This is a genomic window from Paenibacillus baimaensis, from assembly GCF_025567575.1.
The window spans coordinates 17,856-32,956 of record NZ_JAOQIO010000123.1 but is presented as its reverse complement, the minus strand read 5'-3'; the positions used below and the strand labels follow the sequence as shown (position 1 = coordinate 32,956).

Below are 15,101 nucleotides of genomic sequence, written 5' to 3'. Positions count from 1 at the left end.
CGGCTCATTCTCCTATGCGTTACTTCTATTCCATTAATAAATATGAAATGGAGCTGAACAGTCTATTTGATCTCAAAATATTTATAAAGATCATCCAACAGCGATTTGGCTGCCGTACTGCCTGCACCCAGATTCCATGTCACAACATCGACTTTAAAGTATTTACCGTTCTTGACGCCCTTAAGGTCCTTCCAGAGAGGATGGGAGGTCCATTCCGATTGAGTCTTTCTTGCATTCGATCCATCATCCACCTGAGACGTGATATCAAAGATATAGTCGCCGTCCAACTGTGGCATTTGCTCCTTGGAGGTCAGATTGATCACGGTTTTACCTTCAACCTGCTGTGCCTTCGGTCTTGGCAATCCGAGCTCCTTGAAGATGGTGCCTGCAAAGCCGGTTGAGTAAATCCGAGCACTGCCATCCCGCTCGAAGCGAATAATCGATACTTCGGATTTGCCGAGCCGATCGCCCATTTTTTGCTTAAATGTAGCGACACCTGTATCCCATTCCTTGATGATTTTTGCTGCTTCATCCTGCTTATTCAATGCTTCCGCAGCAATGTTCAGATTTTCCTTCCAGGAAAATAAATCACCCACAATGATGGTCGGAGCTATGGAATTAAGCTGTGGATATACTTTCTCATTCCTGGTTTTTTGCCCGATGATCAGGTCAGGCTTAAGAGCGATAATAGCTTCGATATTCGGTTGCAATTCATCACCGAGGTTCTTAACCCCATCCATCTTCGAACCCAAATACTTGTACCACGGTTTTTCATCCCATGATTCTACCGCGCCTACTGGCTTCACGTTTAAAGCAGTAGTGATGTCCACCATGCCGCTGAATAGGACAACAACGCGTTCAGGTACCTTTTTCAAGGTAGTGGTCCCCATAGTATGGGTAATGGTTTTGTCATAAGCAGCAGCTGGCTTGGACGACGCTGCATCCTTTCCAGGCGTAGTGCCAGTGGCTGCGCCTGTAGAGGCAACTGGACTCGATCCGCAACCAGCGGCAAACAATAATACAACGAATGCTAATAATAAGTGCAGCTGTTTCATTGGTGTTCCCCCTTGTTAAACTTTTGTTGCAAGCTTACAGCTTGTCATGTATGGTCAGAATTTGCTGGGCATCTTTGCGCGGACGCGGTGGAGGGATGAGCTCCGGATAGCCTATGTGCAGCAAGCCGACGATTTTCTCACCTGGCTGCACCCCTACCGTCTCCCTGAAGCCAGGGTGGTAATTAAAGTTATTCGTCTTCCAGACGACGCCAAGTCCTTGTTCCCATGCGGCAAGCTGAAAGGTCTGTATCCAGGCGCTAGCGGCTGCATAATCCTCATCCCACTGCTTTTGACGGGAATCCTCGTTCATTACCACAATCAAGTGCATGGGCACATGCAGAAAATAATCCATTTTCTTTTGAGCATACTTGACCCGATCCTCAGCACTATAGGTATCGACCATAGCTTTGGCCAGTGTGTCACGTGCTTCTTCCATATAAAGAATGAATCTCCACGGCTCCCGGACTCCATGAGTCGGTGCCCAGGCAGCAACATTCAGCAGCTCGATCAGTAGTTCCTTTGAAACAGGATCGCTTTTGAACTGACGAATCGAACGTCGCGATTTTATCAAATTAGCCATTGCGCCTGTACTTTGAGTATGTAATGATTCCATGACTGGGTAACCTCCTTTTATAGCTCTATATAATTGATAATGATTATCATTAATCCTTATCCATCATAAAGATGATTTTGGTGATTGTACATATCTTAATTTGCCTGATTGGCTGGATTATTTTGTCCCGACATATGAATAAAAAAAGAACCCATCGCGATGGGCTCCTTAGGTTAAGGCTATAGGCTGGCATGAGGGGATGGGCGAAACGGGTGCAAGAACATTTTGGGAATCGCCGTTTCGAAGCGCAGTAGTTCCCCCTTGGTAGGATGTATAAAGGCTAGAACGCGTGCGTGCAGACCGAGCCTGTTAATGATTTTCGACTTGGAGCCATATTTCTTGTCACCGACCACAGGATGCCCGATGTCCTCCATATGAACACGAATCTGATTTTTGCGGCCTGTTTCCAGATGAATATCCAACAAAGAAAAATTTCCGTTCGTTTGGACCAATCGGTAATGAGTTATCGCTTGTTGTCCATCATTGGGGTAGTGGCTGGAGTACATCTTAAGTGTGCTGCTTTCTTTGAGCCATGAGGTGATCGTACCTTCAATTTTTCGCACCTTGCCTTCAACCAGAGCTGTGTAGGAACGCTCCTTGACCATGTCTTGCCATGCGTTTTGCAAGGTTTGCTGAACCTTCTCGCTTTTGGCGAATACCATCACTCCCGAGGTGTCACGGTCCAGTCGGTGAACGATGAAAATCCGGTTGCGCGGATTTTCTTCACGAACATGCATCGTAAGCTGACGATAGGCTGTGACCTCGTCTTCCTTGTGCGTCGCTGAAACTGACAGAATACCGGAATCCTTGTTAATGACGATGAGATCCTCATCCTCATGCAAAATAGTGAGACCCAATATAGGTGATGCCTGTGCGGATTTATCCTTGCTAATACTGACGATATGCCCGGGCTTGAGCGCAAAATTATAGGTGGTTATAGTCCGATCATTCACTGAAACCTGCCCGCGGGCCAGAATGGATTTAACTGAATTACGTCCCATATTGGAGAGATGCTCCAATAAAAAAGTCAGCAGCTCCGTGGGCTCGGCTACCTTGAAGACGATAGGTTTGGAAGGACCCTTATGTGAAGTAGTCGGCTTATTAGAAATATTCGCTTTGTTAGCTGGGCGTGGATTTCGATTTGCGCCTCGATTGGCTTTGGGTGGTTTACTCATTAGGTAGTTGTCGCTCCGATTCATTGGTTTATTCGGTTTATTTCTTTACTATACCATGTTCGGCAGGACGGGAGAAGGTCATGCGCAGTGAATGCTAAATCATATACTCGAAGGTGGGTATGAGGACCCCATAGTAACGACTTCGCGACTAGTTTGTATGGACATCAGCATAATCTTGCTTTATTTGACATAATGAACGCTTTCCATGCATAGAATAAACTTTACCGGGAATCCTATAAATAGAAGGTAAACGGTAATAATCGGTAAATAGTGGTAAATCATCCTAAGTTAACAGAGTGTTCACACTAAGTTAATACTGCGTTCATGTTGGTGGCTTACACTTAGTCCGTAGTGAATGAAAGAGGAGGGAAATTAATGATTTTATATCAAATGGCCAAACGGATGGAGCAAAGAAAGAAGCTCCAGCACACGATTGAGCAATCCGAGGGTATTATGGCACAGCAGCTTGTCACGCAAAAAGAACAGGTTGAAGCACAGCTTATGACGCAGGCGAATTACTGGGCAGAAGAAGGCAATGACGATTTCATGTTAAGTGCAATGGTTCCTGAGGTTGGCGGCATTCAAACGAATACAGCAGGCTTGTAGCTGGAAATGGAATTTACCTTACGAGGTGTTCCATTTCTTTTTTTTGTATTCGGCATCTTTTCCGTGTAAAATAGGGTTGCATGAATCCTGTAAAGTAAAAGAGGTTATTTCGCATGAAAATCGTATTATCGACGCTTAACGCCAAATTTATCCATACATCGCTTGCCCTCCGTTATTTGAAAGCCTTTTGTGGCGACGATTTTAACATAGACATTACGGAATATACGATAAAAGATCCGGCGATGAACATTGTTTCGGATTTATTTCAACGTCAGCCTGATGTGATCGGTTTCTCCTGTTACATCTGGAATATCGAAGAAACGATTACCGTGATCAGTATGCTGAAGAAAATTAATCCTCAGCTTATTATTATTTTAGGTGGTCCTGAGGTCTCTTATGATACCGATTATTGGATGGAGAGACTGCCGCAGGTCGATTATATCGTGATGGGTGAGGGAGAAGAAACCTTCCATCATTTACTGAAGGAAATTAGCGGAGATCGTGCCTTCTACAGTGTATTCGGGACTGCTTATCGCAAAGAGGGCAGAGTTCTGATCAACCCGCCGCGGCCAAAGCTGAAGCTCGACGATATCCCATCACCACACCGATTTGCCGAAGATGTTCCGAGCCTGGCGAACCGTGTCGTTTATTTTGAAACGAGCCGTGGCTGCCCGTTTAGCTGTCAGTTCTGTTTGTCTTCGATTGAAGTGGGTGTTCGTTATTTTGACATCGATCGGACAAAAAACGACATTCTGTATTTGATCGCATCGGGTGCGAAGCTGATCAAGTTTGTGGACAGAACCTTTAATATCAAGCGCGATTATGCGATGGACATATTTGAATTTCTCATTAACAACCATCAGGGCTGTGTGTTCCAATTTGAGATTACAGCGGACATTATGCGACCCGAGGTATTGGAGTATTTGGCGGAAAATGCGCCGCCGGGTGTGTTCCGTTTTGAAATTGGCGTGCAGTCCACGAATGATTTGACGAATGGACTTGTGAAGCGTCGGCAAAATTTTGCCAAGCTGTCGCGAACCGTGACCATGGTCAAGGAAAGTGGCAAGATTGATCAGCATTTGGATTTGATTGCCGGTTTGCCTGAGGAGAATTATAATTCATTCCGCAAAACGTTCAACGATGTGTTTGAATTGGGGCCCGAGGAGCTGCAGCTCGGATTTTTGAAAATGCTGCGGGGTACAGGCATGCGCGCTGATGCAGAAAAGTATGGTTATATGTATATGGACAATGCGCCCTACGAAATTCTTGGCAACGATATTTTGCCTTTCTCCGATCTGGTAAGGATCAAACGGGTTGAGGATGTATTGGAAAAATACTGGAATTCACATCGTCTGGATCATACCGTGAATTATTTAATTCGGGAGCAGTTCCCTTCGGCATTTGATTTCTTCCAGCAGTTTGGCGACTATTGGGAAACCCAGGGCTGGCAAAAAATCGGCCATCAGCTCGAGGATTTGTTTACCCGACTGCGTGCGTTCCTGATTCATCGGGGAACACAGCGGATGGATGTTATTGAGGGCTTGATGAAACTGGATTACTTCCTCAACCATAAGTACAAGCCTCGTAAAATATGGTGGGAATTTACTCTGAACAAAGCGGCGCAGAACGATTACTTACGCAGGCTTGTCCATAACCCGGAGGCCGTTTCCACAGCTTATGCTGAACTTGGTATCGGGGAGAAGGATATCCACAAGCACGTGATGATCGAGGTGCTTCCGTTCCGACTGGATACGTATCTGGAAACAGGCGAGCTTATCGCCGATGCAGAGCAGTTGCTTATCATTTATTTCCCGCCCGACACTTCGACTCGTGCAATGCACTTTACATTGTCGCTAACATCGGCGCAGGCGATGTAAGTCTTAGCTTATCGACCATATATTCAACAAAAAGCAGTCTTAACTAGAAAGTATAGTTTTAGACTGCTTTTTGCGTTGTTAATCAATTATGGTTGGTTGATCTGGATTTCTTAAAAATTCAAAAATCAGCTTAATTTGGGATTCGGTATTTCTATCGGTGGAAAGGTTCGGTAATTGATTTTCAGAAAAAAACTGGATATCCGTTGTTTCTATTCCTGTTATTGGAGCTCCCCCGATAATCTCACAGCGAATAAAGATTTTGTAATAATGGTAAGGTTGAGGCGGGTGTGGATGTTTAGTGCTGTCAAAAATAGCGAGCAGTTTCGTGACCTTTACCTCATATCCAGACTCCTCCTTCATTTCCTTGATTACATTTTCAGAGGGGGATAGACCGATATCGCAAAAACCGCCAGGTAAAGACCATCTATTGTTATTGCTTTCTCTTACCATTAAAATTTGATCGTCTTTAAACACGACTCCGCGAACATCCGCTTTAGGCGTTTGAAAGCCGGTTTCATTCGTAAATAAGTCATTGATCTTGTCCATCTCTAATCCCGTATAGGTCTGCATAATTTCCGCACTAATGGTTCGCAGCTCGGTGAACCGTTCGATATCAAAGGGATCTTTGGAAAAGGTTAACCCCGCTTGCGATAAAAATTGTATCCTTTTTGCCCAATCCAGCCATTGCAAGCTCATTACGAACACACCTCATTGAAAAAGCATCTGAGAGCCATGTTTCAGGGGGCCATTCAGATGCTTAGTTTATTTTGTATCATACAAATAAGAATTAAGGCAGATAGCTTCTTAGAACCGTCATCGATCCCGTGAGCGTATACTCGCCTAAATTGGCAGGAATCAGATAACACTCACCCGGTTTGACAGACTGCTGCTCTCCATCGCCCCATTCAATCGTCCCGGATCCGTCACAGATCACATGAATGATAAAGCTTTCCGGCGTTGTTTGCAGCTTCCATGACTGTTCAACCTTGCCCTTTTCCGTAATGAAAAATGGTGATTGAGCCAAGGTCAACCATTGATTGGATGATTCCAAATTGGTTTTCATAAAAGTAGCTCCGGAATTGGAGTAAGCAATTACATTTAACGAGTCTTCAATATGCAAGTCCCGAGGCTTGCCGTCCAGACCCAATCGATTGTAATCATACAAGCGGTATGTACTGTCGGAATTTTGCTGAATTTCGGCAACAAGTACACCTGCACCCAAAGCATGTACAGTACCTGAAGGAATGTAGAAGGAGTCGCCGGTTTCAACTGTAATCTCATTCAGCGTATCCATAATCCGGTTTTCGCTAATTGCCTGAGCCAATTGCTCACGGGTGACCCCATCGTTCATGCCATAAATAATTTTGGCTCCTGGCTTGGCGTCAAGAATATACCACATTTCTGTTTTGCCCAGCTCACCTGACGGCAACCCTTGATAAGTATCGTTAGGATGAACCTGAACGGACAAGTCGTCCTGACAATCCAGCAATTTGATCAATAAAGGGAACCGGCCGTTTTTCTCGGAAAATCCTTTGCTGCCAAAAAACTTCTGACCGTATTGCTCACGGACTTCGTCCAGACCAAGGCCTTTAAGTGAACCATTAATAACTTTGGTCGTACCGTTAGGATGATCGCCAATGGCCCAAGCCTCCCCGATAGGGCCCTCCGGTAATTCCAGCCCGAATTGCTCAAGCGCCCGACCTCCCCAAACACGTTCTTTCAGTTCCGGTTGAAATAATAAAGGATATGGTTTCATTCGATTCCCTGCTTTCTCGCATGAGTTCTGTTTCTTTATGCATATGTAGCCTACCTTACATTATATCAATCCAGCTTCAGCTTTTCTACCGCGATCAAATAGGGAGGGTGATTTCTTTGATTCATGAAACGGTATTCCAGCACCTGAAACTGTTTTTGCGGTAGCTGTTCGGCCCAGGCTCGAACGGCTGCGGCCTCATCTTCGCCACCTTGATGTCCTGTATACAACACGATAGTCAGTATACCGCCTTTTCTTAAGCTGGCTGCGGCAGCCTGCAGCGCGGGAATGGTAGCGGATGGGGTTGTAACAGCTTGATGATCGCCTCCAGGCAGGTAGCCCAGGTTGAACATAACCGCTCCAATCCGTCGCTGCGCGGCTTCCGGGACATGGGATTCCAGCTCTGCATGACTGCACAAATGCAGCCGGACATGGGAATAGTCCGGCTGCTCTTGGGCCAAGCGCTGTTTAGTTGCGGTAATCGCTTGCTGTTGAATATCAAAGGCATGTACAGTGCCTTCATGACCTACAAGCCTTGCGAGGAAAAGCGTGTCGCCCCCATTGCCAGCAGTAGCATCGACTACCGTGTCTCCGGGTCCCACAAGCTGCTGGACCAGCTTGTGGGCATAGTTAAGAATAGATAACAAACCGAACCCGCCTCCATCGATTATTTTTTGCTGGCCAGCCAGCTTGCCAATGCTTCAACCTCATCAGTCTTAAGCATATCTTTGAATGCTGGCATCACCTTTCCGCCACCATTTATTTTGGCAATTAATTCATCTTTATTTCTTTTGGAACCTACAGCCGATATATTGGGACCCATACCGCCTTGCAGTTGATCTCCATGACAAGCCATACAGTTGTCCTTGAACAGCACTTCTGCTTTTGCAGCAGCGGCGGTGGCGACCGGTGCTTTGGTTTCTGCGGCTGGCTTGGGCGCATCCACGGGTGATGCTACAGGTGCCGGGGCAGGACTGGGAGCAGGTGCCGCTTTGGGCTGCTCTTGCACGGGCTGTGCTTTCGGCTTCGCAGCCTCCGTCTTGGCCGGCTCTGACACGGCCACCTTAGGCTCTTGCGTCTGCGGTACAGTCGGCTTGACGACCTCAGGTGTCGCTGCCTTCGGCTGCTCTTGCACCGCTGCAGGTGCGGGCTTGACCTCGGCGGCACCTGTTGGCTTCGCTGGCTCTGGCGTAGGCGTCGCAGCAGGTTTCGCTGCTTCGGCTGAGCTGTTAGCCGCTGTACTGCCAGAACTGGTACCGCTTGGTGTGTTAGCTGGCGGTTTAGCCTCAGTCTCAGACTTCGGCGGGGTGACAGCCGCGCTCGGGCTCGCCGGGTTCGGTGTAGAGCTTGCTTGCTGTGCAGCAGGCTTGTCACTGCTGCATCCGGCAATAGCCAATACGGTTAACATACAGGTCCATACAAACAGGTTACGTTTCTTCATTAAATAGTCACAGCTCCTCACAAGTAATTAAATTCATGCTCAGGTTGATGCCTGGATCATAACGCCTACTCAGGTAACGTATAGCAGATGTTATTCGGTTCAACCATTCATGAAAATAATGTCAGGAGCAGATGAATTTCTTACCTTGATACGTATCCCGATTTCGCAGCTCCGCGTCGATAGCGTTAAGCACTTCCCATTTTTTCAGGCTCCACATCGGGCCGATCAATAAGTCGCGAGGTGCATCACCGGTAAGTCGGTGGACAATCATTTCCTGAGGCAGCAGCTCAAGGGTGTCAACCACAAGTTTGACATACTCGTCCATTTCCAAAAAGCGCAGCAGTCCTGCCTCATACTGCTTTACCATCGGCGTTTTACGCATTAAATGCAGCAGATGGATTTTAATGCCTTCCACACCCATTTTGGCTACAACGCGACCAGTTTCAAGCATCATTTCATGGGTTTCACCAGGAAGACCATGAATAATGTGGGCGCAGGTCCGAATATTGTGCTTTTTAAGCTTGGCTACCGCATCGGTATAGCACTGCGTATCATGAGCGCGATTAATCAGCTTGGAAGTTGATTCATGAACAGTTTGCAGGCCCATTTCAACCCACAAATAGGTCCTTTCATTCAACTCGGCCAAATATTCGACAACATCATCCGGCAAGCAGTCCGGCCTTGTGGCGATAGAGAGGCCAACGACCCCTGGCTGCTGTAAAATGACTTCATAATACTCACGCAGCTCGTCTACAGGTGCGTAGGTGTTGGTATAGGCTTGGAAATAACCGATATATTGCGCATCAGGCCATTTTTTATGCTGCAGATCGCGAATTTTGTTGAATTGTGTAACCAGATCATCACGGCGGCTGCCTGCAAAATCTCCGGAGCCGCGCGCACTGCAAAAGGTACAGCCGCCTGTGGCAATCGCACCATCCCGGTTTGGACAAGTAAATCCGGCGTCAAGCATTACCTTAAAAACCTTGCTGCCAAATACGCGGCGCATTTCGGTATTCCATGTATGAAATCGCTTGTCACCCCATTGAACGGGGAACGCTGTTTCTTGAATTTGATTCATGTTACAAAACTCCTTCTTGTGGCAAATCCATAAATGCAATCAGCTCCATTTTAACGTATATTGAAGCGGTTTGCGAACATTTCCCATAGCAAAAGCCCCCTGCATGTTCAAAGAATACTTCATGCTCTAATCGACCATGCTACATTTGTACCAAACAAAACAGTTCGAAGGGAGAATCATTCAATGAACAAGTTTAGCAAGCTGGTGATTGTGTTGGCCCTGACTTCAACTATGGGGTTCGGTACTCAGGCTTTTGCAGAGATGGGGGTCAATAGCTCGACTACAGGCAGCAGCGGTACGGGTACGTTAAATGCTTATGGAACGGGGACTACGACGGGTACCGATGGTATGGGAACAACGGGTACAACAACAGGCACAGGTACCTATGGTACAGGAACAACAACTGACACAACCGGAACTTATGGAACTGGCACAACGGGAACGGGAACAACTGGGTATGGTACAAATGGAACAGGAACAACAGGATATGGTACTACAAGCACAACACCTGGTGCCTATGGAACTTATGGCACAGATGGAACAGGTACAGGTACTACCAATTATGGCACCACATTAGGCAACACCGTTAGCAACAAGACCCATCACCTGCTTGACCGAATGAACACTTATAGCAATACAAATGCGAACACAAAAGGGTATGGCGGCAATTATGATACTTATAGCTATCGTGCCAATGCGGATACAACGACAAAAGGTACAAACTGGGGTTGGCTGGGATTACTTGGTCTGTTAGGTCTGGTCGGGATGCGTGGCGGGAACCGTAACGAATCGGACATTAAATAATTTTAGAGATAAGAACGGCGGCTGCCTTCAGGCTGATGGCGGCCGTCTTTTCATAAACTACCTATTTAGAGTATAATCATTCCTGAGCGGTTAGTTCGTGTGTAAGATAATCGTAAGTTTACAGCCGGAGGATGATTATGCGTTTACGAGGAAGAAAAGGAATTCGAGAAGCACTCATAGCACAACCAGAGCTTATTATATTGGAGCCTGCGACTTATAAAGGAAAATGGAGCTCGTTATTTGGCAATAATAACCCGATTCATGTCGAGCTTGGGATGGGAAAAGGCAAATTTATTAGTGAGCTTAGCTATCAGAACCCTAATATTAATTACATAGGCGTTGATATGTACGATGAACTGCTGCGCAGGGCTGGTGAAAAAGCAGAACTGGCACGTGCCGCGGATGGAGGAAGTCTGGATAACCTCAAGCTGGCATTATTTAATATTGAAAAAATCGAAGAGATCTTCGATAACAGCGAATTGGAACGGATTTATTTGAATTTTAGCGACCCGTGGCCCAAAAAACGACACGCCCGCCGTCGATTGACGCATGCCGGATTTGTGCGCAAATATATCGAAATTTTGAATGAAAAGGGCGAAATTCATTTTAAAACCGATTCACGTTCTCTTTTCGAGTTTTCGTTGAATTCTTTTGCAGACATGGGTCTGCGTATGCGTAACATTTCACTCAATTTGCATAGAGAAGGCGTTCGTACCGACTTGGTTTTAACTGAATATGAAACCAAATTTTCGGAGCAGGGTGTTCCTATTCATCGGTTGGAAGTGGTGATTGGCAAGCAGGCGATGGATCAGCATCTACAACAGCTGGCTGATCTGGAGCGTTCGGAGGAATTGTAAGCAAGCCTTATTGTGCAGCGATTATATATAATCAAGACGTTTAACATACAAAAAGCATGTAAGCTCTCCATCATGGAGTACTTGCATGCTTTTTGCAACTGAAATCATATTTCTCATGAACTCACGTTAACCTTCAGCATCTCCATAATCGCTTGTGAGCAATCGGCTGGATGATAGGCATCATTATGTGAGGTTGGGTTCGAGCGTGCCTTGGACAGATCGGAATACCGGTCAATCAGCTGTTGAAACCATCGATCAATGGTGGCTTCCGATTTAATGGGCTCCCCATACCCGTGCTGGGTGAAGTAATCCATATTCTCTTCCTCTTGGCCGGGAATCGGTTGGTAGAATAACATCGGAATCCCTTTGGATAAGCCCTCGGTACAGGTCATACCGCCTGGCTTTGTAATCAGTAAATCGGACACTTCCATCCATTTATCGACTTCTCGCGTGAATCCCATCAATCGAATATTTTCATGCTGAAACCGTTCATCGTGTGACAATTCAGCTAATGCCTTATCGTTACTGCCGAGACAAATAATCAATTGGATCTTTTCCCGCCAGTCCGTGAAATGGTTCAATGATTCCTTTGTGCTCATCAGCCCCCAGCCGCCACCCATAACAAGTACCGTCGGCATAGCCTTTAAGCCAAACTGTGAGCGCAGCTCTTCACGATTATGCGGCTCCCAAAAATTCGGATGAACAGGTATCCCCGTCACCTCTATAGCTTCGGGCAACACACCACGCTTCAAAAGCTGATCCTTAACATTAGAGCTGGACACCAAATATTTGTTAACCTCAGAACTTACCCAGGTGCCATGCGCATCATAATCCGTAATCACCGTACACAAAGGAACGTTTAAGCCAGCTCGCTTTAATCTTGAAATCACCGCATTGGGAATCGGATGCGTGCAAACGATCGCATCGGGTCGAAGCTGATGAACAACAGCGGCCGTCTGTGCATAAAAAATTCGGTGCAGAGCTAATTGAGCAAAACGGTTTAAAGACTTTTTATACTGGGAACGATACATGATCCCATACAGCTTGGGCTGTGTGGTAACGGTTTTGCGGTAAGCAGTAAGTATCCAAGGAGCCAAAGTTGGATTGAGAAAGGAGCCGAGCTCCAGTACACGTGTCTGGATATCGGGTGAGAGCATACGAAGACTGACTGACAGTGCCTGAGCAGCTTGTGTATGCCCGGCCCCAAAGCCTTCGGATAATAACAAGACCCTTTTTTTACGCATATGCGTTTCACCATACCTTGTTACAATTGGATTTACACAAATTTAACATTAATCATTTTGAACCCAAAAAGCAACTATGTGAATAATACGACAGCTCCAAATGCGGCAGCGGTGCCGATGATACAGCCAACCAGACAGTCCGACGGGTAGTGTAGTCCCAGATACATGCGCGATATGCCCACTAAGGATGCGACTGGCAGCAAAACTGTGCCTAACCAAGCGTTGGCATAGAAAAGCGGAATCGTAATGGAAAAGATGGCTGTAGTGTGTCCTGAAGGAAACGAATGATCCGTTAACGGATTTTTGTATGTATTCGTATCCTTGAGAACAAGATAAGGTCGAAGCCGCGGATAGTTTTTTTTGAACAAGGCGACTGGCACATGACTGACGGCTAATGCAATACAGCTCTGCATGCCTGCCAGACGCCAGCTGTCATGCCCGAATAAGCTCAAGCACAATGCGGCTGTCACCGTGAAGGTTGCACCTCCAAGGTGGGTAATCATATTGAAGAAGCGATCCAGGTAAGTACGGCGCATCCTTTTGTTAATCCATAGAAACATACGGTTCTCTTGCTGCTGCAGCCAGGACACGAAGCGTTTCATTCCAGTCACCTCCTGTTTAAAAGTATATAAGGTGCACAAACCGATCAGTAATGATGTGAATATAAGGTGACTTTTTAATCATCTTTTATAACCAGCATATACATACCTACTCCATATTATATACTTCGTTTGTTATTGGAGTATTAACCGCATATAAATACCGTTTAAACATCTAGGCAGCGGCAGCAGGAACAGGGAGCTTACGCAAAATTTGTGCAAGCAGTAGAATTATTGTATCATAAAAGCTGTGTATCGACCCCAAAATACAGGCTGGCGCCCTGCAAAAACTTGAGAAAAGCTGCTATCGGTCAATTAGTACAATGAAAATCGCTGAGAATTGATGAAAAGACGGAATAAAGCATGGATGGCAAAGAACATGACCTTAATTCCTTATAAAACACTGATTATTCATAAGATCCGGCTTATTCCGGCTATAAGGCGCTTTTGACAAAGTATAGGAAAGAGAGGAAAATCATATTCGGTTGTTTGGAAAAAAAATATAAACCAACGAAGCTTATACATGCCTAAGCATGATAGACAGAGAAAACTTTGGGGTACATAACAAAAAAGGGGGATTTTAAATGCTGGACAATGTCATACTGGTTATTCAGGTTGTCTTGGCGCTGATTGGGGTTTATCAGCTCTTTTTGACGTGCTTTGGCTGGTATCGGGTCAAGGCAAAGCCGCAATTTGCACCACAAAAATCATTCGCTATTCTGGTCGCCGCTCATAACGAGGAACAAGTGGTCGGTGCGCTGATCGATAATTTGAAAAAACTCGATTATCCGAAAGAATTATATGATGTATTCGTAATTTGCGACAACTGCACAGACCGTACAGCCGATATTACCCGCAGCAAGGGAGCCTATGCATGTGAACGTCACAATCTCAAGCTTCGTGGTAAAGGCTATGCCATTGAATGGATGCTGAAGGAGCTTTGGAAGAAGCCACGCAGCTATGATGCCATCGTGATGTTTGATGCGGACAATCTGGTGAATCCGGATTATTTGACTCTTATGAACAATGACTTGTGTAACGGCTCCAAGGTTATTCAGGCTTATCTGGATACCAAGAACCCGAACGATTCATGGATTACTGCGGCTTATGCCGTAACTTATTGGTATTGCAACCGTCTATGGCAGCTTCCGCGCCAAAACCTTGGCTTGGCTAACTTCCTTGGAGGCACAGGCATGTGCTTCGATACGAACCTGCTGAAGGAAATCGGCTGGGGCGCAACCAGTCTGGTTGAGGATCTGGAGTTCACCATGCGTTGTGTACAGCGTGGCATTAACCCAACATTTAATTATGATGCCAAGGTATACGATGAAAAGCCTCTGACCTTCAAAGCTTCCGCCAAACAGCGTCTTCGCTGGATGCAAGGTCATTTTGATGTAGCACGCCGTTATTCCTTTCCTTTGCTGTGGCAAGGTCTGAAGGAAGGCAGCTGGTCGAAGCTAGACACAGGCCTATATGCACTTAACGTATACAATGTGCTGATCGGTTCGTTAGTTACGATTGTTTTGTGGACAGATAGGATTACACCAGGTCTGCCCTACCTTCAATCCTTATTCGATTACTCACCGCCGCTATTTATGACGATTGGTATTCTGAGCTTTATTCAATTCCCGCTAGCGCTTATTATTGAAAAGGCAAATTGGAAAACCTATTTGTACCTGATCCCGTTTCCGCTGTTTATGTTATCCTGGTGGCCAATAACCGTCTATGCATTCTTCACGCAAAATAACAAGCAATGGAGCCACACCGAGCACACGCGTGTCATTCGGTTGGAGGAAGTACAAAGCAAGCAGGTTAGCTAAATAAGCGTTTGACTTTGTAAAGCATTTTATGATATGATGACCTAGTTGAAAAAGAAGAGGCGCCCGCTTCTCACCTGACTGACCTTGAGTTGGCTGGTTATAAAGCTAGAGTGAATGTGAATTTGGTAATTGATCACTTAAACTTTAACAGACGTGGGCGTTCGCAGCCCGCGTCTTTT

The 15,101-nt window shown here is 45.9% G+C and carries 15 protein-coding genes; 5 read left to right on the top strand and 10 right to left on the bottom strand.

Annotated elements, in window-relative coordinates:
• Positions 1 to 62 precede the first annotated feature (62 nt).
• From OB236_RS36115 to OB236_RS36105, 3 genes are all read right to left on the bottom strand, one after another.
• Positions 63 to 1,055 (bottom strand): ABC transporter substrate-binding protein, encoded by a 993-nt coding sequence (locus OB236_RS36115; protein WP_262688371.1) that lies wholly within the window; start codon positions 1,053 to 1,055, stop codon positions 63 to 65.
• 34 nt (positions 1,056 to 1,089) lie between these two features.
• Positions 1,090 to 1,668, bottom strand: a complete 579-nt coding sequence (locus OB236_RS36110; RefSeq protein WP_076229677.1) for a nitroreductase family protein — start codon at positions 1,666 to 1,668, stop codon at positions 1,090 to 1,092.
• Positions 1,669 to 1,847: 179 nt separating this feature from the next.
• Positions 1,848 to 2,843 (bottom strand): RluA family pseudouridine synthase, encoded by a 996-nt coding sequence (locus OB236_RS36105; RefSeq protein ID WP_262688370.1) that lies wholly within the window; start codon positions 2,841 to 2,843, stop codon positions 1,848 to 1,850.
• 375 nt (positions 2,844 to 3,218) lie between these two features.
• On the opposite strand from OB236_RS36105, the gene OB236_RS36100 reads away from it, so the two are divergent.
• Positions 3,219 to 3,449 (top strand): hypothetical protein, encoded by a 231-nt coding sequence (locus OB236_RS36100; RefSeq protein ID WP_076229678.1) that lies wholly within the window; start codon positions 3,219 to 3,221, stop codon positions 3,447 to 3,449.
• 113 nt (positions 3,450 to 3,562) lie between these two features.
• Complete coding sequence (locus OB236_RS36095; protein ID WP_076229679.1) at positions 3,563 to 5,326, top strand: B12-binding domain-containing radical SAM protein; 1,764 nt, start codon at positions 3,563 to 3,565, stop codon at positions 5,324 to 5,326.
• 78 nt (positions 5,327 to 5,404) lie between these two features.
• Here the strand turns inward: OB236_RS36095 and OB236_RS36090 are convergent, their stop codons facing one another.
• The 5 genes from OB236_RS36090 to OB236_RS36070 all read right to left on the bottom strand — a co-directional run bounded on the left by OB236_RS36090 (position 5,405) and on the right by OB236_RS36070 (position 9,598).
• Complete coding sequence (locus tag OB236_RS36090) at positions 5,405 to 6,022, bottom strand: NUDIX hydrolase (RefSeq protein WP_262688369.1); 618 nt, start codon at positions 6,020 to 6,022, stop codon at positions 5,405 to 5,407.
• A 91-nt stretch (positions 6,023 to 6,113) separates the two neighbouring features.
• Positions 6,114 to 7,082 (bottom strand): type I phosphomannose isomerase catalytic subunit, encoded by a 969-nt coding sequence (locus OB236_RS36085; RefSeq protein WP_262688368.1) that lies wholly within the window; start codon positions 7,080 to 7,082, stop codon positions 6,114 to 6,116.
• Positions 7,083 to 7,147: 65 nt separating this feature from the next.
• Positions 7,148 to 7,726 (bottom strand): tRNA (mnm(5)s(2)U34)-methyltransferase, encoded by a 579-nt coding sequence (locus OB236_RS36080; RefSeq protein WP_256711233.1) that lies wholly within the window; start codon positions 7,724 to 7,726, stop codon positions 7,148 to 7,150.
• 20 nt (positions 7,727 to 7,746) lie between these two features.
• Positions 7,747 to 8,520: a c-type cytochrome gene (locus OB236_RS36075; RefSeq protein WP_262688367.1), complete on the bottom strand. Its 774-nt coding sequence runs from the start codon at positions 8,518 to 8,520 to the stop codon at positions 7,747 to 7,749.
• 121 nt (positions 8,521 to 8,641) lie between these two features.
• A complete protein-coding gene (locus tag OB236_RS36070) occupies positions 8,642 to 9,598 on the bottom strand; it encodes a TIGR01212 family radical SAM protein (RefSeq protein ID WP_262688366.1) in 957 nt (318 codons plus the stop codon).
• Between the two features lie 183 nt (positions 9,599 to 9,781).
• Here OB236_RS36070 and OB236_RS36065 point away from each other — a divergent pair, with 183 nt between their 5' ends.
• Positions 9,782 to 10,402: a hypothetical protein gene (locus tag OB236_RS36065; protein WP_262688365.1), complete on the top strand. Its 621-nt coding sequence runs from the start codon at positions 9,782 to 9,784 to the stop codon at positions 10,400 to 10,402.
• A gap of 137 nt (positions 10,403 to 10,539) precedes the next feature.
• On the top strand, positions 10,540 to 11,259 hold the full coding sequence (gene trmB, locus OB236_RS36060) for a tRNA (guanosine(46)-N7)-methyltransferase TrmB (protein WP_262688364.1): 720 nt from the start codon (positions 10,540 to 10,542) through the stop codon (positions 11,257 to 11,259).
• A 113-nt stretch (positions 11,260 to 11,372) separates the two neighbouring features.
• Here trmB and OB236_RS36055 read toward each other — a convergent pair whose 3' ends face one another.
• Both OB236_RS36055 and OB236_RS36050 read right to left on the bottom strand, forming a co-directional pair.
• Entirely contained in the window at positions 11,373 to 12,503 is a 1,131-nt protein-coding gene (locus tag OB236_RS36055; protein WP_262688363.1) for an MGDG synthase family glycosyltransferase, read from the bottom strand.
• Between the two features lie 74 nt (positions 12,504 to 12,577).
• Positions 12,578 to 13,105: a phosphatase PAP2 family protein gene (locus tag OB236_RS36050; protein WP_076229689.1), complete on the bottom strand. Its 528-nt coding sequence runs from the start codon at positions 13,103 to 13,105 to the stop codon at positions 12,578 to 12,580.
• A 581-nt stretch (positions 13,106 to 13,686) separates the two neighbouring features.
• On the opposite strand from OB236_RS36050, the gene OB236_RS36045 reads away from it, so the two are divergent.
• On the top strand, positions 13,687 to 14,922 hold the full coding sequence (locus OB236_RS36045; protein ID WP_262688362.1) for a glycosyltransferase family 2 protein: 1,236 nt from the start codon (positions 13,687 to 13,689) through the stop codon (positions 14,920 to 14,922).
• The last annotated feature ends 179 nt before the right edge of the window (positions 14,923 to 15,101 follow it).

What these genes read in the sequence shown, in the direction of transcription:
- OB236_RS36045 (WP_262688362.1), top strand. Translation starts at nt 13,687, where the DNA reads ATGCTGGACAATGTCATACTGGTTATTCAGGTTGTCTTGGCGCTGATT.
- OB236_RS36075 (WP_262688367.1), bottom strand. Translation starts at nt 8,520, where the DNA reads ATGAAGAAACGTAACCTGTTTGTATGGACCTGTATGTTAACCGTATTG.
- trmB (WP_262688364.1), top strand. Translation starts at nt 10,540, where the DNA reads ATGCGTTTACGAGGAAGAAAAGGAATTCGAGAAGCACTCATAGCACAA.
- OB236_RS36115 (WP_262688371.1), bottom strand. Translation starts at nt 1,055, where the DNA reads ATGAAACAGCTGCACTTATTATTAGCATTCGTTGTATTATTGTTTGCC.
- OB236_RS36055 (WP_262688363.1), bottom strand. Translation starts at nt 12,503, where the DNA reads ATGCGTAAAAAAAGGGTCTTGTTATTATCCGAAGGCTTTGGGGCCGGG.
- OB236_RS36105 (WP_262688370.1), bottom strand. Translation starts at nt 2,843, where the DNA reads ATGAGTAAACCACCCAAAGCCAATCGAGGCGCAAATCGAAATCCACGC.
- OB236_RS36100 (WP_076229678.1), top strand. Translation starts at nt 3,219, where the DNA reads ATGATTTTATATCAAATGGCCAAACGGATGGAGCAAAGAAAGAAGCTC.
- OB236_RS36050 (WP_076229689.1), bottom strand. Translation starts at nt 13,105, where the DNA reads ATGAAACGCTTCGTGTCCTGGCTGCAGCAGCAAGAGAACCGTATGTTT.
- OB236_RS36110 (WP_076229677.1), bottom strand. Translation starts at nt 1,668, where the DNA reads ATGGAATCATTACATACTCAAAGTACAGGCGCAATGGCTAATTTGATA.
- OB236_RS36065 (WP_262688365.1), top strand. Translation starts at nt 9,782, where the DNA reads ATGAACAAGTTTAGCAAGCTGGTGATTGTGTTGGCCCTGACTTCAACT.
- OB236_RS36085 (WP_262688368.1), bottom strand. Translation starts at nt 7,082, where the DNA reads ATGAAACCATATCCTTTATTATTTCAACCGGAACTGAAAGAACGTGTT.
- OB236_RS36090 (WP_262688369.1), bottom strand. Translation starts at nt 6,022, where the DNA reads ATGAGCTTGCAATGGCTGGATTGGGCAAAAAGGATACAATTTTTATCG.
- OB236_RS36070 (WP_262688366.1), bottom strand. Translation starts at nt 9,598, where the DNA reads ATGAATCAAATTCAAGAAACAGCGTTCCCCGTTCAATGGGGTGACAAG.
- OB236_RS36095 (WP_076229679.1), top strand. Translation starts at nt 3,563, where the DNA reads ATGAAAATCGTATTATCGACGCTTAACGCCAAATTTATCCATACATCG.